Annotated in this window: 15 protein-coding genes; 7 read left to right on the top strand and 8 right to left on the bottom strand. The window is 74.5% G+C overall.

The features are described 5' to 3' along the window. Nucleotides 1–12: 12 nt before the first annotated feature. The gene (locus JOE43_RS00235; RefSeq protein WP_209513760.1) at nt 13–831 is read right to left on the bottom strand and encodes a GntR family transcriptional regulator; all 819 of its coding nucleotides are present in this window, start codon (nt 829–831) and stop codon (nt 13–15) included. Nucleotides 832–1,087: 256 nt separating this feature from the next. Between JOE43_RS00235 and JOE43_RS00230 the strand changes: the two genes are divergently transcribed. From JOE43_RS00230 to JOE43_RS00215, 4 genes are all read left to right on the top strand, one after another. Continuing rightward, the gene (locus JOE43_RS00230) at nt 1,088–2,125 is read left to right on the top strand and encodes a methionine ABC transporter ATP-binding protein (RefSeq protein WP_209513758.1); all 1,038 of its coding nucleotides are present in this window, start codon (nt 1,088–1,090) and stop codon (nt 2,123–2,125) included. Further along, complete coding sequence (locus JOE43_RS00225; RefSeq protein WP_209513756.1) at nt 2,122–2,895, top strand: methionine ABC transporter permease; 774 nt, start codon at nt 2,122–2,124, stop codon at nt 2,893–2,895. Before JOE43_RS00230 ends, JOE43_RS00225 begins: the two co-directional genes overlap by 4 nt. Nucleotides 2,896–3,061: 166 nt before the next feature. Continuing rightward, the gene (locus tag JOE43_RS00220; protein ID WP_209513754.1) at nt 3,062–4,012 is read left to right on the top strand and encodes a MetQ/NlpA family ABC transporter substrate-binding protein; all 951 of its coding nucleotides are present in this window, start codon (nt 3,062–3,064) and stop codon (nt 4,010–4,012) included. Nucleotides 4,013–4,104: 92 nt separating this feature from the next. Next, the gene (locus JOE43_RS00215; protein ID WP_374072497.1) at nt 4,105–4,599 is read left to right on the top strand and encodes a pyridoxamine 5'-phosphate oxidase family protein; all 495 of its coding nucleotides are present in this window, start codon (nt 4,105–4,107) and stop codon (nt 4,597–4,599) included. A 99-nt stretch (nt 4,600–4,698) separates the two neighbouring features. Here JOE43_RS00215 and JOE43_RS00210 read toward each other — a convergent pair whose 3' ends face one another. The 7 genes from JOE43_RS00210 to JOE43_RS00180 form a co-directional block, all read right to left on the bottom strand. Continuing rightward, on the bottom strand, nt 4,699–5,211 hold the full coding sequence (locus JOE43_RS00210; RefSeq protein ID WP_209513753.1) for a GNAT family N-acetyltransferase: 513 nt from the start codon (nt 5,209–5,211) through the stop codon (nt 4,699–4,701). Next, nucleotides 5,208–6,437, bottom strand: coding sequence for an MFS transporter (locus JOE43_RS00205; protein ID WP_307803173.1), 1,230 nt, complete (start codon nt 6,435–6,437; stop codon nt 5,208–5,210). The genes JOE43_RS00210 and JOE43_RS00205 overlap by 4 nt, the downstream gene beginning before the upstream one ends. After that, entirely contained in the window at nt 6,434–7,312 is an 879-nt protein-coding gene (locus tag JOE43_RS00200; RefSeq protein ID WP_209513751.1) for a helix-turn-helix transcriptional regulator, read from the bottom strand. Before JOE43_RS00200 ends, JOE43_RS00205 begins: the two co-directional genes overlap by 4 nt. A gap of 96 nt (nt 7,313–7,408) precedes the next feature. Beyond that, the gene (locus JOE43_RS00195; protein WP_209513749.1) at nt 7,409–9,313 is read right to left on the bottom strand and encodes a beta-galactosidase family protein; all 1,905 of its coding nucleotides are present in this window, start codon (nt 9,311–9,313) and stop codon (nt 7,409–7,411) included. Nucleotides 9,314–9,422: 109 nt separating this feature from the next. Then, nucleotides 9,423–10,778, bottom strand: coding sequence for an ABC transporter substrate-binding protein (locus JOE43_RS00190; protein ID WP_209513747.1), 1,356 nt, complete (start codon nt 10,776–10,778; stop codon nt 9,423–9,425). 84 nt (nt 10,779–10,862) lie between these two features. After that, on the bottom strand, nt 10,863–11,810 hold the full coding sequence (locus tag JOE43_RS00185; RefSeq protein ID WP_209513745.1) for a carbohydrate ABC transporter permease: 948 nt from the start codon (nt 11,808–11,810) through the stop codon (nt 10,863–10,865). A 2-nt stretch (nt 11,811–11,812) separates the two neighbouring features. After that, a complete protein-coding gene (locus JOE43_RS00180; RefSeq protein WP_209513744.1) occupies nt 11,813–12,760 on the bottom strand; it encodes a carbohydrate ABC transporter permease in 948 nt (315 codons plus the stop codon). A gap of 76 nt (nt 12,761–12,836) precedes the next feature. On the opposite strand from JOE43_RS00180, the gene JOE43_RS00175 reads away from it, so the two are divergent. From JOE43_RS00175 to JOE43_RS00165, 3 genes are all read left to right on the top strand, one after another. Next, nucleotides 12,837–13,886 (top strand): LacI family DNA-binding transcriptional regulator, encoded by a 1,050-nt coding sequence (locus JOE43_RS00175; protein ID WP_209513742.1) that lies wholly within the window; start codon nt 12,837–12,839, stop codon nt 13,884–13,886. Between the two features lie 200 nt (nt 13,887–14,086). Beyond that, nucleotides 14,087–15,748 carry a hypothetical protein gene (locus tag JOE43_RS00170; RefSeq protein WP_209513740.1) on the top strand — a complete coding sequence of 554 codons (1,662 nt, stop codon included), beginning with the start codon at nt 14,087–14,089 and terminating at the stop codon, nt 15,746–15,748. Nucleotides 15,749–15,980: 232 nt separating this feature from the next. Then, nucleotides 15,981–18,440 carry a polysaccharide biosynthesis C-terminal domain-containing protein gene (locus JOE43_RS00165; protein WP_209513738.1) on the top strand — a complete coding sequence of 820 codons (2,460 nt, stop codon included), beginning with the start codon at nt 15,981–15,983 and terminating at the stop codon, nt 18,438–18,440. Nucleotides 18,441–18,500 lie beyond the last annotated feature (60 nt).

The following is an 18,500-nucleotide window of genomic DNA, read 5'->3' as shown; positions in this document are numbered from 1 at the left end:
CGCCGGTCGCCCCTACTTGTCGACGAGGGTGACCGAGAACGAGTAGAGGTCGGGTCGATAGCAGTGGTACCCGACCTCGACCGCCCGCCCGGAGGCGTCGTAGGCCGTCCGGGTCATGGTGAGCAGCGGCCCGGCGGGCTCGATCTCGAGCAGCTCCGCCTCGCCGCGGGTGGCTGCACGGGCGCCGATCCGCTGCTTCGCCACCCGCATGGTCACTCCGCGGGCCCGCAGCAGCTGGTACAGCCCGTGGGCGGCCAGGTCGTCGGAGGCGAACTCGGCGAGGTCGCGAGGGAGGTAGTTCTCGAGCACCGCGACCGGCACGTCGTCGGCGAGCCGGAGGCGCCGGATGTGGTCGACGGCCGTGCCCGGGGGCAGCCCGAGCGCGGTCGCGACCTTGCCGTCGGCGGGCACGACCTCGTGGCCCAGCAGCCGCGTCGACGGCGTCTGCCCGCTCGCGGCGAGGTCCTCGTAGAGGCTCGTCAGCTGGACGTCGCGCATCACCGGGCCGTGCACGACCTGGGTGCCGATGCCGCGGCGCCGGACGACCAGCCCCTTGTCGACGAGCTCCTGGATGGCGCGCCGGATCGTCGGGCGCGAGAGCCCCAGGCGCTCGCCCAGACCGACCTCGTTCTCGAGGCGTGAGCCGGCCGGCAGCTGACCGCTGAGGACGGCGGACTCGAGGCGGACGGAGATCTGGTACCAGAGCGGCACCGGGCCCCCGCGGTCCAGGTCGGCGAAGAGGTCCGCGGGCAGCTCGGCCGGGGGAGCGGACGTGGCGGTCGGCTCGGCCGCCCCGGGCGTCGCTCCGGGCGTCGTCACGGCGTCGGTCATCGTGCCCCCCTCCGGGTCGTCGGACCCCCATGTGCGGACAACCCTACGCGTCGGCGCCCGCCCGGCGGAGCCGACCCGCCCCGCGAGGGGCGCGACCGGTCGGCACGGACCGGCGACGACGCACGGGGACGCGCGACGACGCACGGGGTCACGGGGGGACACATGACGTGATGATCCCTCGCGGGTCGACCCGCGCCTCCCTATGCTCGGCGGCACCCGGCGGGAGGCCCCCGCCCCACCGACCCAGGAGGACGCCATGATCAGCCTCGAGGCGCTGACCAAGGTCCACGTGACCGGCACGACACGCACCACCGTGCTCGACCACGTCGACTTCACCGTCGGCGCCGGCGAGATCGCGGCCGTCGTCGGCCCGAGCGGAGCGGGCAAGAGCACGTTGGCGGAGTGCGTCACGCTGCTGCAGCGCCCCACCTCGGGTCGGGTCGTCGTCAACGGCGACGACCTCACGGCCCTCGGCGAGCGCGACCTGCGGGTCGCCCGGCGCCGCATCGGCACCGTCTTCCAGTCTGACGGGCTCTTCGGGCGTCGCACGGCGGCCCAGAACGTCGCGCTGCCGCTCGAGTACCTCGGCGTCACGCGCGTCGAGGCGCGACGCCGGGTCGCCGAGCTGCTCGACCGCGTCGGCCTCGGGCACCGGGCCGACGCCCGGCCGCACGAGCTGTCGGGCGGGCAGCGGCAGCGGGTGGGCATCGCCCGGGCGCTCGCGCTCCGGCCCCGCGTGCTGCTGGCCGACGAGGCCACGTCCGGCCTCGACCCCGCCTCGACCGCGTCGATCGTCGGCCTGCTCCGCGAGCTGCGCGACGACCTCGGGCTGTCGATCCTCTTCGTCACCCACGAGATGGACACCGTGCTGCAGATCGCCGACAGCGTCGCCCTTCTCGACCACGGCCGCGTCGTCGACCGGGGCCGTCTGCTCGACCTGCTGCGCGACCCCGCGTCGCCCCTCGGCACGGCGCTCCGCCCCGCCCGGCAGGCGGCCGAGGCCCCGCCCGGCGCCCGGCCGTGGCGGCTCGACTACGTCTCGGCCGACGTGCCGGCCGACTGGCCCTCCCGGCTCGGCGAGGCGCTCGGCGCCCCGGTGGCCCTGCTCGGCGCCTCCGTCGAGAGCCTGGGAGGCGCCACCGTCGGCCACGCGACCGTGGCCGTCCCCGAGGCGGTCGCCGACCGCCTCCCCGGGGTCGCCGCGGCGCTCGGCCTCGCGGCCCGCCGCGCCGGGCAGGGCAGCGTCCCCGCGACGGCCCCGGCTGCCGTGGCCGGCGCGGAGCTGGTCCGATGAGCGCCCTGCTCGCCGCCGGGGCGCCCGCGGCGTACGACAACTCGGTGCCCCTCGCCGAGATCCCCGCGCTCGTGCTGCCCGCGCTCGGCGACACCTTCCTCATGGTCGGCATCGTGATGGCGGTCGTCGTCGTGGTGGGCGTGCCCCTCGGTGCCCTCGTGCACAACCTCGGCCCGGCCGGCCTCGCCCCGGCCCCCGCGGTGCACACCGTGCTCAGCGGGGTGGTCAGCATCGGGCGCTCGCTGCCCTTCCTCATCCTGATGGCGTCGATCGTGCCGTTCACCCGCTTCGTCACGGGCACGAACATCGGCATCGCGGCGGCGGTCGTGCCGATGTCGATCGCCGGCGTCGCGTTCTTCACGAGGATCGTCGAGAACTCGCTCCGCAGCGTCCCCTCCGACCGGGTGCGCGTCGCGACGGCGAGCGGGGCCTCCCCGCTGCAGATCGTCCGCACCGCCCAGCTCTCCGAGGCGCTGCCGAGCCTCATCGGCGGCCTCACCATCAACACGATCGCCATGATCGAGTACTCGGCGATCGCGGGCACCATCGGCGCGGGCGGCATCGGCTACGTCGCCGTCACCTACGGCTACCAGCGCTTCGACCACACGGTGATGATCGTCACGATCGTCCTCCTCGTGGCCACCGTCGCCGCGGTGCAGCTGGTCGGCGACGCCGCCGTCCGGGCCACCAGCCCCGAGCCGGTGCCGCGCCGACGCTGGTGGCGTCGCCGCTCCGACGGGCCGACGCCGGTCGCCGTCACCGCCGTGTGACGCCGGCCGGGGCGGCGGGCGCACCGCGCCTCCGGCCCCTCAGCCCTGGCTCCTCTCCCCACTTCGTCTGCCCCGCCCCTCCTCACCGGACCCGGCCCCGCCGCGGTCACCGGTGCTCCGTCACGCCCTCCGCAGCCCCGGCTGCCCGCTCCGAAGGACCCTGCTCATGCCCGAGACCACGCCCGCCGCCGACTCCGCCCGCGCCGCCGCCGACCCCACCGCCCCGGACGCCGCCGCCCACGACCACGGCTTCGAGCTGCGGCGTCGTCGTCGCTGGCCCTGGATCGCGGGCGGCGCGGCGGTCGTCGTCGCCGTCGCGGTCGCCGTCGTCGTGCCGCTCGTCCGCCCCGACGTGCCGGCCGTGGCCGAGGCGGGCGCGACCCTGACGGTCGCGACCGCCGAGGGCAACGCCTCGGAGCAGGCGCTCGTCCAGTTCGTCGCCGACGAGGTGGCCCCGAAGTACGGCATCTCGGTCGAGTTCGAGGGGCTGAGCGACAGCAACACCATCAACCGCGCGGTCAGCGAGGGCGAGATCGCCGGCACCGTCTACCAGCACTCGCTCTGGCTCGACCAGGTGCTCGCGGCCAACCCCGACTTCCGCGAGGATGCGGCGACGCCGGTGTTCCGCTGGGGCTTCGGCCTCTGGTCGTCGAAGTACACCGACGTCAGCCAGATCCCCGACGGGGCGACCATCTCGCTCTACTCGGACCCGGCCAACGAGGCGCAGGGGCTGTCGGTGCTGGAGCGCGCCGGCCTGATCACGCTGAAGGACGGCGTCGACGTGGGCCACGCCACCCAGGACGACATCGCGTCGAACCCCAAGGGCCTCCGGTTCACCCTGCTCGACTTCGCGGCCCAGTCGCGGGCGCTGCCCGACCTCGACGCCGCCGTCGGCTACACCGAGTACTACCTCGCGGCCGGCGTCCCGATCGAGCAGCAGATCTTCGCCCCCGCCGCGCCCGACGAGTTCGCGGGCCAGCTCACGATCGGCAGCGACTTCGCCGACGAGGCGGCGGTGCGGAAGCTCGTCGAGGCCTTCCGCGACCCGGCCGTGCAGGAGTTCCTCGCGACCGACCCGCGGGTCGCGGGCATCCTGCTGCCCCTCGACGCGGAGTAGTCGGAAGGCTGGGCGCGCCCAGCCCGGGGGAGAGCAGAGTGGGAGCGACCCCGGGCGCCCACCGTGCCCGGCCCTGCGCGAAGGAGCACACCGTGACCGACACCACCAGCACCCACGACGACGACGTGGCGAAGCTCGCCCGGCTGCTCCGCGGCTTCGACTTCGCGATGCTCACCACCATCGACGAGGAGGGGGCCCTCGTCGGCCACCCGATGACCGTGCAGGAGGCCGAGTTCGACGGCGACCTGTGGTTCATCGTCGGGCAGGACTCCTCGGCCGTGCACCACCTGGCGCGTGAGCGGACGGTCGGCGTCACGCTGAGCTCGAACGACTCCTGGGTGTCGCTCGCCGGCACCGCCGCGGTGGTCGACGACCACGCGAAGCTCGAGGAGCTCTGGAACAGCCGCGTCGAGGCGTGGTTCCCCGACGGGCCCGCCGACCCGAACGTCGGGCTGGTGAAGTTCAGCGCCGACAGCGCCGAGTACTGGGACACCCCCGGCGGCAAGGTCGCCTCGGTGCTCTCCTTCGTCAAGTCGAAGGTGACCGGCGAGGCCCTCGAGGGCGAGAACGAGAAGATCGAGCTCTAGCGACGAGCGCGACGAGCGCGACGGCGGAGACGCCGCGCCGCCGGAGGGCCCGGCACCCGAGCGGTGCCGGGCCCTCCGACGTCCGCCGACGAGCCGGTCTCAGAGCTCCCGTCCGAGCGACACCGTCTCCGGCTCGTCGGCGTAGTGGCCGTAGTCGGGCACCGGCTCGTATCCGGCCGAGCGGTAGAGCCGGATCGCCTCGGGGTGCGCCGTGTTCGTCTCGAGCACCATCCAGGCCACGCCGGAGTCGCGGGCCGACTCCTCGAGCCAGCCCAGCAGCCGTCGCGAGACGCCCCGACCGCGGTGCCCGGGCCGCACGAAGAGCCGCTTGAGCTCGCCGCGCCCGTCGGGCAGCAGCCGCCAGGCGCCCATGCCGACGGGCTGCCCCGCCGGCGAGCCCTCGCCGTCCGAGCCCGCTGGCTGCGGGCCCTCCGACAGGTACGCCACCGCGAACGCCCCGCGCGGCGGCTCGAACTCGGCGGCGTCGATCGGGCTCTCGTCGCGGCCGCCGTAGATCTCGACGTACAGCTGCTGCAGGCCCTCGACGAGCTGCTGCACGTCGGGGTGGTCGTACGGGCGGGCGACGATGGCGAGGTCGTGCGGTGTGGTCACCCGACCAGTCTGGCGGGGAAGGCAGTGCGCCGCCCCCACAGCGTGAGCACGAACGCCGCCGAGCCCCCGACGATCATGACGACGGGCAGCACGAGCCCGTCGGCGTGCTGGAGCAGCACCGCTCCGACGACGCCGGCCGCGAAGATCGCGACGTTGAACGCCACGGGCAGGAACGAGTTCGCGACGTCCGACTCCGCGCCTCCCGCCGTCGTCAGGGCGGCCTGGAGCTGCGCCGAGGCGCCGCCGAAGGTCAGGCCCCAGAGCACGGCGGCGACGACGACCGCGGCGGTGACGTCGCGGCCGACGAGCAGCACGACCCCGGCCAGCACGAAGACGGCGAGGCTGCCGTGCAGCAGCGGCCGCGGGTGGCGGTCGAGCAGGGCCCCCGTCAGCACGACGCCCCCGATCGACGCGACGCCGTAGAGCAGCAGGAGGAGCTCGACCGAGAAGTCCGCGCTCGTCGACCGCAGGTACGGGGCGACGTAGGTGTAGATCGTGTTGTGCCCGAGCATCCAGGTCGCGATCACCGCGAGGATGACCGCGATGCCGGGCAGCCGGGCCACGCGGAGCAGGGGGAGGCGGCGGGCCGCCGCGTCGCCGGTCGCCGCGGGCGCCGTGGCGGCGGGCACCACGAGGGCGATGAGCACCGCGACCACCGCGGCCACGAGCGACAGCCCGCCGAACGACCAGCGCCAGTCGAGCGTGCTGCCGATCCACGAGCCGAGCGGCGTGCCGAACGCGAAGCCGAGCGGGGCGCCCGTGGAGACGATCGCGAGCGACAGCCCCGCCCGCGACGGCGGGCTGATCCGGCGGCCGTACGCCGCGAGCATGCCCCAGATGACCCCGGAGAAGGCCCCGGCGACGAAGCGGGAGGCGAGCGCCAGGGCCACCTCGGTCGAGCCCGCCGTCACCGCGTTGGCGACGACGAGCCCCGCGACCGCGCCGAGCAGCAGGGGCTTGCGGCGGAGGCCGCGGGTCAGCGTGATGGCCGGCACGGTCACGACGACGGTGCCGAGGGCGTACGCGCTGATCAGGAGGCCGACCGTGCCCTCGCCGGTGTCGAGGCCCGCCGCGATCTGCGGCAGGAGCCCGGCCGGCATGGTCTCCATCGCGACCAGCACGAAGCCGATGGCGGCGAGCAGCACGAGGGCGACGACCGGCAGGCGCGTCACCTCGCCCTCCGGCGGCCTCGGGGCGACCGGGGCCGTCGCGCGGGTCGCGCTCACGAGCGCCCCGGCACGGCGCCGACGCCCTCGGTCGCCGCCCACGAGGCCAGGAGGGCGAGCCCCTCGGCCGACGGGCTGCCCGGCGCCGCCGGGTAGACGGTCATCGAGTGGCCCGGGGCGTCCTGCAGCTCCATGACCAGGTAGTCGAGCTCGAGCAGACCCACGACCGGGTGGCGGAACGACTTGGCTCCCGAGTAGTGCCGACGCACCTCGTGGGCGGCCCAGCGCGCGCGGAACTCGTCGCTGCGCACCGAGAGCTCGCCGACCAGCTCGGCGAGGCCCCGGTCTCGGGGGTCGCGGCCGGCGTCACGGCGCAGGATGGCCACGTTGACGGCGGCCGCGCGCTCCCAGTCGGGGTAGAACTCCCGCGCCCGCGGGTCGAGGAAGATGAAGCGGGAGTGGTTCGCAGGCCGCTCGTCGCCGCGGTACATCTCGGAGTAGAGGGCGACGCCGAGGGCGTTGGCGGCCACCATGTCCATGCGCGTGTTCGTGACGAACGCGGGCGCGGCCGTGACCGCGTCGAGGAGGTGCTGCACCGGCGCCTGCAACGCGGCTCCGCGTGCCTCGACGACGGGGCCGCGGCGTCGGGTGGGCGAGAACGAGCGGGCGAGGTCGTAGAGGTGGTCGTGCTCGGCGCGGGTCAGCTCGAGGGCCCCGGCGATGGCGTCGAGGACGCTGTCGGAGACGCCGCCGAGGTCGCCCCGCTCGAGGCGCGTGTAGTAGTCGACGCTCACCCCGGCGAGCGTCGCGACCTCGTCGCGGCGCAGCCCCGGCACGCGCCGGCGACCGCCGCCGCGACCGAGGCCGGCCTGCTCGGGGGTGATGCGCGCCCGGCGGCTGGAGAGGAAGTCGCGCACGTCAGCTCGGGGGTCCATGCCGACGACGATACGGGCGGGCCGGCGGCGGAGGCAGGCCCTGTGAGGGCCCGCCTCCGGGAGCCCGCGGGCCCGCCTCGGGGGCTCGCCGCCCCGCTACGACTCCAGGTGCCCCAGGTCGGGCTCGGCCACGAACGACACCTCGGGCCGCGCCGCGGCGCCGGTCTCGAAGACGACGAGGTCGTTGTCGCCGGCGCGCAGCTGCTCGCCGGGCACGTAGAGCGTGTGCTGCGGGCCGCGCGTCCAGTACCGGCCGAGCGCGAAGCCGTTCACGAAGGCCACGCCCTTGCCCCACGAGCGCGTGTCGAGGTAGAGGTCGGCGGGCTCCTCGACCGTGACGGTCGCGTGCGCGAACACGGGCCCGTCGAGGAACCGCACCGAGCCTGCCGCGCGGTCGGCCCGGCGGGTGACGGCGGCCACCAGCGCGTCGAGATCGAGCGGCAGCGACTCCCACTCGAGCAGCTCCATGCCGTCGAGCAGCGCGGGGCCCACGAGCCCCTTGGCCTCGCCGATGTGGCGGCCGTAGTTGACGCGGCCCTGGTCCTCGACGAGCACCTCGAGCCGCGCGCCGGGCGGCACGACGACCGAGCGCTCGTGCTGGTCGCGCTGCAGCACGCCGACCCGGCGGCCGTCGACCGAGACGACGGCGCGGTCGCGCACCCCCGCGAACGACAGCGCCCGCGGGCCGTCGCCGGCCGGCAGTGCCACGCGGTGCAGCGAGAACCCGCGGAAGGCGCTGAGCTCGTCCATGGTGGGCACGGCCGCGGTGCGGTGCCACTGCCCGGCGGCGGGGGCCACGGCGGCACGGCGACGCGTCGCGGTCGCGACCGACGCGTGCGTGTCGACCCGCGACTCCTGCGCGGTCGCTCCGACGTCGTCACCGAGCTCGCCCGCGTCGCCGACCAGCTGGTCGAGCGGCACGACGGCGTCGAAGTCGGTCCGCAGCACGGGCGCCGGCGTGCGCCGGGCGGGCAGCTCGTCGGGCACCGGCGCCCACCGGGCGATGACGTCGCGGAACGCGAAGAACTTGTCGGTCGGGAAGCCCGCCTCGTCGAGGGGGGCGTCGTAGTCGTACGACGTGACGTGCGACTGGTACGTGCCCTTGTGGTTCGCGCCGTTGGTGAAGCCGAAGTTGGTGCCGCCGTGGAACATGTAGATGTTCACCGACGCCCCGGCCGCGAGCAGCGCGTCGAGCTCGGCCGAGGCCTCGGCGACGGGGGTCGTGTGGTGGTGCTCGCCCCAGTGGTCGAACCAGCCGTCCCAGAACTCGGAGCACATCAGCGGGCCCGTCGGCTGGTGGCGACGCAGGGTCGCGAGCCGCTCGTCGGCGCGCGAGCCGAAGGAGCCCGTGCGGTGCAGGTCGGGCAGGCTGCCGCGCGAGAGCATCTCGTCGGTGGGCTGGTCGACCGTGGTCAGGGGCACGGTCACGCCGGAGGCGCGGGTCAGGGCGACGAGGTGGCGCAGGTACTCGGCGTCGTCGCCGTACGCGCCGTACTCGTTCTCGATCTGCACGAGCACGACGGGGCCGCCCGCGTCGATCTGCCGGGGCACGACGATCTCGTAGACGCGGGTGAGGAACTCGTCGACGGCGGCGAGGTACAGCGGCTCGCTGCGGCGGACGCCGACCGCCGGGTCGTCGAAGAGCCAGCCGGGCAGCCCGCCGCCGTCCCACTCCGCGCAGATGTACGGGCCGGGGCGCACGATCGCGTGCATGCCCTCGGCGGCCACCAGGTCCAGGAACCGGCCGAGGTCGAGGCCGCCGGTCGCGTCGAAGTCGCCGCGCTGGGGCGAGTGGGCGTTCCAGGCGACGTACGTCTCGATGGTGTTCAGCCCCATCAGCCGCGCCTTGTGGATGCGGTCGGCCCACTGGTCGGGGTGGACGCGGAAGTAGTGCAGCGCACCGGCGAGGACGCGGTGCGGGGCGCCGTCGAGCTCGAAGTGCTCGGGGCCGACGACGAAGCGGCGGCTGGTGGCGGCGGAGGCGGGCACGGGGCTCGACATGTGGCGTGTCCTGTCGGTGGCGGTGGAGTGCGGGGAGGTGCGGCGGACGCACGGCGGGGAGGCGCGACCTGCGTCGTGCCTCCCCGCCCGGTGCCCGGGAGCGCGGGCGCTACTTCGTGGTGACGTCGAAGCCCTGCTGCGTGCCGTAGTCGGCGGACGCCTTGCCCCAGGCCTCGAGGACGGGGTCGAGCGAGGTGCCGTTCGAGTAGGCCGACGACGCGCTGTCGCTGTAGATGCTGTTCGCGTAGACCTGGAAGGGCAGGTACTGCCAGTCGGGCACCACGTCGGCGGCGGCCTGCGACAGGACCTCGTTGATCTTCTGGCCGCCGAAGTACTCGGGGGCCTCGGCGAGGAAGGCCGGGTCGTTCAGGTCGGCCGTGGTCGACGGGAAGCCGCCCTCGTCGAACGAGATCTGCTTGCCCTCGTCCTCCGCCGTGGCGAAGCGGGTGAACTCGGCGGCGACGAGCTTGTTCGCCGACTGCTGCATGACGGCGATCGACGATCCGCCGTTCTCGGCGGTCGCGGTGTCGCCCTCGGTGTACTGGGGCATGGGCGCGACGCGCCACTGGCCGGAGCCCTCGGCGGCCTGGCCCTCGAGGTTGCCGGGCATCCAGGCGCCGGTCAGGAGCGTGGCGATCGAGCCGTCGCTCAGGCCGCGGAACCACTCGTCCGTCCAGCCGGGGGTCTGCGCGAGCGAGCCGTTCTCGACCAGCGTGTTCCAGGTCGAGGTCCACTTCTTGGCGCCCTCGTCCTGCAGGTCGATCGAGACCGTCTCGCCGTCGACCTTGTACGGCTGACCGCCGGCCTGCCAGATCATGCTGGTGGTGAAGCCGGCGTCGCCGGTGTCGCTGGTGATGAACTGGTTCGGGTCGGCCGAGTGCATGGTCTCGGCGGCCGCGACGTACTCGTCCCACGTCGTCGGCACGGCGATGCCGTACTTGTCGAAGACGTCCTGGCGGTAGAACATCGCCATGGGGCCGGAGTCCTGGGGCAGCGCGTAGACGGCGTCGCCGTCGGAGACCGCGTTCCAGGTCGAGGCGGTGAAGTCGCTCTCGAGGTCGCCGTAGCCGAAGCCGCTGAGGTCGGCGAGGGAGTCGCTGAGCGAGAACTGCGGGATCGCGAAGTACTCGACCTGGGCCACGTCGGGCGCGCCCTTGCCGGCCTTGATGGCGTTCTGCAGCTTGGTGTACTGGTCGGCGCCGGTGCCGACGTTCTGCACGTCGACGGTGATGTCGGGGTACTTCGCCTCGAAGGCCTCGGCGATGGGCTCGACGGCCGGGGCCCAGGCCCAGACGGTGATCGTCGACTTCTCCGTCAGGGCCGCGGCGAGCTCGTCGGCCGACGCCGTGTCGGGGCTCGAGCCGCCGCCGGAGCCGGAGGAGCAGGCCGCGAGCGAGCCGGCGAGGACGACGCCCAGGCCGAGCGCGATGGCGCGCGCGGCGGGGCGGGAGAGGGAACGGGACATTGTGGTGCCTTTCACTTCATCGTGGAGGTGGTGCTGTGGGGGCGGTGCGGGTGGTGGTGCAGGGGGGGGAGGGACGGAGGGGCGTCAGGCCTTGACGCCGCCGGCCGACAGGCCGGACTGCCAGTAGCGCTGGAGGAAGAGGAACGCGATCACGATCGGGATGATCGCGAGGAACGACCCGGTGATGACGAGGTTGTAGATCGGGTCGCCGCCGACGGTGGTCGACTGGGCGTTCCACTGGTTGAGGCCGACCGTCAGCGGGTACCAGCGCGAGTCGCTCAGCATGATCAGCGGCAGGAAGTAGTTGTTCCAGGTCGCGACGATCGAGAACAGCAGCACCGTGATGAGGCCGGGGCTGAGGAGGCGCAGGCTGATCGTGAAGAAGGTGCGCACCTCGCTGGAGCCGTCCATCCGGGCGGCCTCGAGGATCTCGTTCGGCACGGAGTCGACCGCGTACGTCCAGATCAGGTACAGGCCGAAGGGGCTGATCAGGGAGGGCAGGATGATCGCCCACGGGGTGTTCGTCAGGCCCATCTGGCTGAACATGAGGAACGTCGGGACGGCCAGGGCCGTGCCGGGGATGGCCACGGCGCCGAGCACGACGGCGAAGACGGCCTTCTTGCCGGGGAAGTCGAACTTGGCCAGCCCGTAGCCCGCCAGGGTGGCCAGCAGCGTGGCGCCGCCGGCGCCGACGACGACGTAGAGGAGCGTGTTGCCGAGCCAGCGGATGAACTCGCCGTCACCGTAGGTGAAGACGCCCGCGATGTTGTCGAAGAGGGCGAAGTCGCCGCTGAACCAGAGGCCGAACGAGCTGAAGAGGGCCTCCTGCGTCTTGGTCGAGTTGACCAGGAGCCAGAAGAGGGGCAGCACCGAGTAGATGAGCAGCAGCGCCATGACGAGCGTGAGCAGCACGCTGCGCTTGTCGCGCGGGGCGCCGGCGCGGCGCTTGCGGTCGCGCGTCTCGCGCGTGGGGGTGACGGTCGGGGTGCCGGCGTCGGGCGCCGCGAGGGGGGAACCGGTGAGGGTCGACATGGTCAGGCGTCCTTCCGCGAGCCGACGAGCTGGACCACGTAGGCGACGACCATCGTCAGGACGCCCATGATGATCGCGATCGCGGCGGAGTAGTTGAACTGCTGGCCTGCGAACGAGAGGTTGTAGGCGTACATGTTCGGGGTGAAGTACGTGCTGATCGAGTTCGGCGCGAGCGTCTGCAGGATGTTCGGCTCGTTGAAGAGCTGGAAGCTGCCGATGATCGAGAAGATGATGCCGATCACGATGGCCCCGCGGATCGCGGGCAGCTTGATGTTCTTCACGATGCGGAGCGGGCCGGCGCCGTCGAGCTCGGCGGCCTCGTAGAGGTCGGGCGAGATGACGCGGAGGGCGGCGTAGAACAGCAGCATGTTGTAGCCGACGAACTCCCAGGTGACGATGTTGCCGATCGACGCGAGGATCCAGCCCTGTGAGAGCAGGTCGGGGAGGGCCCACCCCGTGAGGTCCTCGAGGTTGCCGACGAGCCCGAAGTGGTTGCCGTAGATGAAGCCCCACATGAGGGCGGCGACCACGGCGGGGACGGCGTAGGGCAGGAAGATCGCGATGCGGAAGAACGACGTGAGGTGCAGCCGGGCCGAGTCGAGGGCCAGCGCGGCGACCAGGGCGATGACCAGCATGATCGGCACCTGCACGACCAGGAAGAGCGCGACGCGGCCGAGGGCGTCCCAGAAGTTCGGGTCGCTCAGGGCCTGCGCGTAGTTCGCGATGCCGACGAAGGCGTTGCCGCCGATCATCTTCTCCTGGAACAGGCTGAGGTAGATCGCGTAGACGACCGGGGCGACGAGCACCACGAGGAAGACGGCGAGGAAGGGGAGGACGAAGCCCCAGCCCGTCCAGCGACGCTTGTCACGACGGATCGGGGCGCCGCCGCCCGCGGGGCTCGGGGCCGCGTCGGCCTTCGGCCGGGCTGCCGGTGTCGACAACGTCGTCATGTCCATCCACTTCGTCGGGGTTCGTCTCGCAGCCACTGATTGGGTGTTTGCGTAAACATCTGGGATGCTCGCAACCATGACACCTTCGACGCCGATCGTCAAGTCGAGCAGCCGGCGCCCCTCCCGCACGCACACCGTCTCGATGGCGGACGTCGCGGCGCGCGCCGGGGTGTCGTCGCAGACGGTCTCCCGCGTCTCGAACGGGGCCGCCAACGTCGAGGCCGGCACGCGCCAGCGGGTGCTCGACGCGATGGCCGAGCTCGGCTACCGGCCGAACAGCGCCGCCCGGGCGCTGAAGACCGGTCGCTTCCGCAGCATCGGCGTCATCATGTTCACGCTCTCGACCCTCGGCAACATGAAGACCCTCGACGCCATCGTCACGGCCGCCTCGGGCGCGGGCTACACGATCACCCTCATGCCGGTCGCGCACCCCACCGAGGGCGAGGTCGCCGGCGCGTTCAGCCGCCTGCAGGAGGAGGCGGTCGACGGCGTCGTCATCATCATCGAGGCGCAGATGCTCGACCGCGCCGACCTCATCGTCCCGGTGGGCCTGCCCGTCGTCATCATCGACTCCGACGCCGGCGACCCCTACGTCGTCGTCGACACCGACCAAGAGCAGGGCATGCGCCTGGCCACCCGCCACCTGCTCGACCTCGGCCACACCCGCGTCGTGCACGTGGCCGGCCCGGCCACCTCGTACTCCGCCTCGCGCCGCGCGACGTCGTGGCTCGACACCATGCGCGACGCGGGGCTCGAGCCGGAGGCGCCCCTCGGCGGGGACTGGACCACCGCCTCCGGCTACCGCATCGGCCTCGAGATCGGTCGTCGCGACGACGTCACCGGAGTCGTGGCGGCGAACGACCAGATGGCGCTCGGGGTGATGCACGCGCTCCACGAGCTCGGCCGGTCCATCCCCGGCGACGTCAGCGTGGTCGGCTTCGACGACTCGGAGGAGTCCAGCTCGTTCTGGCCGCCGCTCACGACCGTGCACCAGAACTTCGGCGAGATCGGGCTGCGGTCGATGCACGTGCTGCTCGAGATGCTCGAGGGCCAGGAGCCGTCGGCCGACCGCATCGTGCCGACCCACCTCGTCGTCCGCGAGAGCGCGGGGCCGCCGCGCGCCTGACCGCGCCCCGCCGGCGGCCCCGCGACTCCTGCCCTCACCGGGGCGCCAGGTGACGGAGCGGGTGAAATGTCGGTGCGCCGACGGCGCAGGGGCGCAGGAGTCGCGGTGACCGGCCCCGACGGAGGGTCCAGGGTGCCGACACGAGCCAGACGGGAGACGTCTGGTCGTCGTCGACCCCCCACACGAAGAGGACCCCCACCGTGACCGATCGTCATCGCTCCCTGCCCGTGAACCCGGCCGCCCCGCCGTCCGTCGTCGAGGGGCACGCAGGGCCCTCGCGCCGCGCCGTCGTCACCGCCGCGGCCTGGGCCGTGCCCGTCGTGAGCATCGCCCTCGCGACCCCCGCCCACGCCGCGTCGTCGAACGCCCGCGCCACCATCGGCTTCTCCAACGAGCTGCCGCGGGCGCTCGGCTCCGACCTGTCGGACGCCAGCGTGCTCGTGCTCTCGCAGAACGGCGTCCCGCTCGCGAACGAGACCGTCACCTTCACCGTCACCGGCCCCGCCTCGTTCGGCGGCTCGACCACCTGGACGACCGTGACGAACGCCGCGGGAGTCGCGGTCGCCACCGGCCTCGTCGCGAGCGCCGCCGAGGGCGGCGTCGTCACCCTCACGGCCACCGTGGCGGGCGTCGCGCCCGTCACCGCCACCGTCACGGTCGTGCAGGAGGGCCTCTTCCTCGTCCCCGTCACGGCGGGCACGGGCGACCAGCCGGCCGCCCGGCAGATCCCCGACGCGACGGGCAACATCGCGCACGTCTCCGCCGCGACCGTGACCCTGCCCGGCCAGCCGGGCCAGGTCGCCTACACGGCGGTCACCACGACCGGCGAGGTCTGGGCGCTGGGCGCGACCCGGGGCGCCGCCGCCGGCTGGGGCCTCGTCGACACCGGGGCCGACCCCGCGGTCGAGGGCGCCACGGCCATCGGCTACACGGGCAGCTGGAGCTACCACCTCTACGTCAAGGACGGCCAGCTCTGGTGGTACGGCGGCGCCGGCACCGGCGCGGGCCCGAACCGCCTCCTCACCGGCGCGACCGGCTCGGTGACCCAGGTCTCCGCCGCGAACGGCCACTTCTCCGGCGCGTCGACCCCCCTCGCCCTCACGGCCGTCACGAGCACGGGCCAGGTCTGGGCCTTCGCGTCGTTCAACACCGGCCAGGGCCAGCGGCTCGTCGACACCGGCGCCTCGTCGTCGGTCCGCCCGGCCACCACGGTCGGCGGCCCCGGCGGCACGAGCCAGCACCGCTACGTCAAGGACGGTCAGCTCTGGCTCGTCTCCAACACCGCGGCGTCCGCGGCCTCGCCCGAGCGCCAGCTCGAGGGCGTCGACGGCGCCGTCGTGCAGATCGACGCCGTCGACGCCTACCACCCGGAGATGGTGGGCCAGCTCGCGGCCACGGCGATCACCAGCACCGGTCAGCTCTGGGCCTCGGCGAGCACGCTCGCGAACGAGGTGCCCTGGGAGCTCCAGGACACGGGCGTCGACGGCGCCGTGCGGCCCGCCACGGCGATCGGCGGCAACGCCACGGGCAGCGTGCACTACTACGCCAAGGGCGGCCAGCTCTGGCGTGCCTGGTCGTACGGCGACGGCTTCGACCCGATCGCGCGCAAGGCCGAGGGCGCGACGGGCGCCGTCGCGGGGATCTCGGCGGCCAGCGCCCACCGTGCCGGCGAGGACCCGCAGATCGCCTACACGATGGTGACCGCGACCGGCGAGGTCTGGGGCCACTCGTACATCGCGACCGACAACCGCGGCGCGTGGCAGCTCGGCAGCGGGGCGAACCCGACCGTCGTGCCGGCCACGGCCATCGGCGGCGCCCCCGACGGCAGCACGCACCTGTTCGCGGGCACCGTGCCCGCGTAGGTCGCCCTCCCCGCCGACCCGCCGCAACCGCGGCCTCGGCGCGACCCGAGCCCCCTGCCCGACCCGGGTGGGGGGCTCGTGTCGTCCGGGGGTGAAGGCCGGGGTGAGGTCGCGGGGCCGGGGCCGCCGGGCCACACCCGAGCCCCCGGAGGCGCGTGACCGGGGAGTCGCACCCTGGGAGTCCTGCTCCGTCCCGTCCCGCCGAGGACCGTCCCCGACCGAGGTGCCCCCGATGCCCGACCCGACCACCGACGACCGCCCCGCGTCCGCCGCGTCCGCCGCGCCTCCCGCGCCCGCCGCGGGGCGCGGAGGGGCACGCGGCCCGGTCGCGACCGCCGCCGCGCGGCTCGGCGGCTTCGTCGCCCTGCCGCTGCTCACCGCCGTCGCGCCGCTGCTCGTCCTCCCCGCGATCACGGCCGCCTTCGGTCAGGGGGCCTGGGTCAGCGTCGCCGTGGCCCAGTCGCTCGGCGCCGCCGCGGCCGTCGTCGTCGAGCTCGGCTGGGGCCTCACCGGCACCCAGCGGGCGGCGCGACAGGGCCCGGAGGCGCGCCGCCGCCTCCTCGCGCTCGTGACGGCGACGAAACTGGTCGCGGCGCTGCCGACGCTGGCCGCGGTCGCCCTCGCCGTCGCCCTGCTCGTGCCGCGCCACCCCGTGGAGGCGCTGCTGATCGCGGCGGGCGGCGCCCTCAGCAGCCTCAACGCCACCTGGCTCTTCATCGGCACGGGGCGACCGTCGCTCGTGCTCGCCGTCGAGGCGGGGCCGCGCATCGCGGCGATGGTGGTCGCGGCGGGGGCCGTGTCGCTCGGCGGGTCGCTCTGGTGGTTCGTCGCCGCGTGCCTGCTGCCCTCGGTCGTCTGCCCGGTCGTCGGGCTCGCCGTCGTCGGGGTGCGGCCCCGGCACACCGCCGGGCTGACGCCCCGGCGCGTGCTCCGGGCCCTGGCCGGGCAGCGCCACGCGCTCACCGGCCGCGCGCTGAGCGCCGCGTACATCGCCCTCCCGGTGGTGCTCGTCGGCGCGGTGGCGGGCACCTCGGTGACCGCCGTCTTCGCCGCGGCGGAGCGGCTGCAGCGCATGCTGCTCTCCGGCCTGCAGGCCGTGCCGAACGCGCTCCAGGGCTGGGTCGGGGCCCCGGCCGCCGTCGAGCACCGCCTCGACCGTGCCCGCGTCGCGATCGTCGTGAACGGCCTGGTCGGGGCCGCGGCGGGCGTCGTGCTGACCGTGGCGGGCCCGTGGCTGTCGGCCGTCGTGTTCTCCGGCGTCGCGACGCTCGGCCACCGCGAGGCCGCGATCAGCGCGACCCTCGTCGTGGTCGTGAGCCTGTCGCGGGCGGTCGGCGGCATCGCGCTCGTCGTGGTGGGCGAGGTGCGGGGGCTCGCGCGGAGCGCCCTCGTCGGGGCGCTCGTCGGCGTTCCGCTCATCCTGCTGCTGGGCCACCAGGGCGGCGTCGTCGGCGCCCTGGCGGGCGAGGTCGTCGCCGAGGCGGCCGTGCTCGTCGTGCAGCTGCGGGCGCTCGGGCGGGCCGTCGCGGACCGGCGCGGGCGCGTGTCCGCACAGGCGCTCGGGGCTGGCAGGGCGGGCGGCGACGGGCACGCCACGGCGACCGGCGCCGGGCTCCGGGTGCTCCAGTGGCGCGTGCACGACCCGGGCTACCCCCGCAACGTGAGGGTGCGCGAGCACCTCGAGGCCCGCGGCCACCGCGTCGACCTCCACGAGCGGGCGCACGGCCCCCGACGCCACCTCGTCGACCTCCGGGCGCTCGTCGTGCGCTCGCGGGCGGCGGACGTCGTGCTCGTCTCCGAGATGTCGCTCGACTTCGTCGCCGCGGCGTGGGCCGTCGCCCGGGTGCGCCGCCTGCCCCTGGTCGTCGACGTGTTCATCGGCAAGCACGAGACCCTCGTGGGCGACCAGGGCTTCCGGGCCCCGTGGTCCCCGCGCGCGCTGCTCTGGGCGCTCGTCGACCGGGTCGCCGTCCGCGCCGCCGACGTCGCGCTCGTCGACACGCGGGTGCGGGCCGAGCACCTCGGCCGGCGTCACCCGCGCGCCACCGTCCTGTCGCTGCCGGTGGGAGCGCCGACCTGGGCGCGGGAGCGGCCCCTCACGCCCGACCCGCGCCTCCGCCTGCTCTTCTACGGGTCGTTCCTGCCCCTGCACGGCGTCCCGACGATCGTCCGCGGGTTCGCGGCGACCCGACGGGCCGACGTCGCCCTGACCGTCGTCGGCAGCGCCGACCGGGCCGGGGGCGAGGCCGACGCCGCGGCCCTCGCGGCGGAGCTCGGCGTCGGCGACCGCGTCGCCTTCCTGCCGGCGACGAGCCCGGAGCGCCTCGGCGAGCTGATCGGCGAGCACGACGTCGTGCTCGGCCTGTTCGGCGACTCCGAGAAGGCGGGCTCGGTCATCGCGAACAAGGTCTGGCAGGGGCTCGCGGCCGGACGCGTCGTCGTCACGCGCGAGAGCGCGGCGCTCGACGAGCTCCGCGACCTCGTCGGGGGCCAGCTGGTGACGGTGCCGGCCGCCGACCCGGAGGCGCTGGCCCGGGTGGTCGAGGGGCTGGCCGACCGACGCCCGGGCGCGGTCGGCGGGGCCCGTGCACGACTGGACGCCTACGTGCACGCCGAGTTCCGGGGGCTCGACGACGCGCTCGCCGAGGCCGTGACGGCGGCCGCCGGGCGTCGCCGCGGCGCTCGCCGCTGACGCCTCGCGCGCCGCTCGCTGACGGGGCGCCGCTCGCTGACGGGGCCGCGCTCGCGGCCG

It is taken from the genome of Frigoribacterium sp. PvP121, assembly GCF_017833115.1.
In the GTDB taxonomy this organism is placed as follows: domain Bacteria; phylum Actinomycetota; class Actinomycetes; order Actinomycetales; family Microbacteriaceae; genus Frigoribacterium; species Frigoribacterium endophyticum.
The sequence above is the reverse complement of the archived record's forward strand: the minus strand, read 5'-3'. Positions and strand labels throughout refer to the sequence as shown.

Bases quoted from the DNA above. Each gene is read 5' to 3' on its own strand.
- JOE43_RS00235 (WP_209513760.1), bottom strand. From the start codon at position 831: ATGACCGACGCCGTGACGACGCCCGGAGCGACGCCCGGGGCGGCCGAG.
- JOE43_RS00230 (WP_209513758.1), top strand. From the start codon at position 1,088: ATGATCAGCCTCGAGGCGCTGACCAAGGTCCACGTGACCGGCACGACA.
- JOE43_RS00225 (WP_209513756.1), top strand. From the start codon at position 2,122: ATGAGCGCCCTGCTCGCCGCCGGGGCGCCCGCGGCGTACGACAACTCG.
- JOE43_RS00220 (WP_209513754.1), top strand. From the start codon at position 3,062: ATGCCCGAGACCACGCCCGCCGCCGACTCCGCCCGCGCCGCCGCCGAC.
- JOE43_RS00200 (WP_209513751.1), bottom strand. From the start codon at position 7,312: ATGGACCCCCGAGCTGACGTGCGCGACTTCCTCTCCAGCCGCCGGGCG.
- JOE43_RS00195 (WP_209513749.1), bottom strand. From the start codon at position 9,313: ATGTCGAGCCCCGTGCCCGCCTCCGCCGCCACCAGCCGCCGCTTCGTC.
- JOE43_RS00190 (WP_209513747.1), bottom strand. From the start codon at position 10,778: ATGTCCCGTTCCCTCTCCCGCCCCGCCGCGCGCGCCATCGCGCTCGGC.
- JOE43_RS00185 (WP_209513745.1), bottom strand. From the start codon at position 11,810: ATGTCGACCCTCACCGGTTCCCCCCTCGCGGCGCCCGACGCCGGCACC.
- JOE43_RS00180 (WP_209513744.1), bottom strand. From the start codon at position 12,760: ATGACGACGTTGTCGACACCGGCAGCCCGGCCGAAGGCCGACGCGGCC.
- JOE43_RS00175 (WP_209513742.1), top strand. From the start codon at position 12,837: ATGACACCTTCGACGCCGATCGTCAAGTCGAGCAGCCGGCGCCCCTCC.
- JOE43_RS00165 (WP_209513738.1), top strand. From the start codon at position 15,981: ATGCCCGACCCGACCACCGACGACCGCCCCGCGTCCGCCGCGTCCGCC.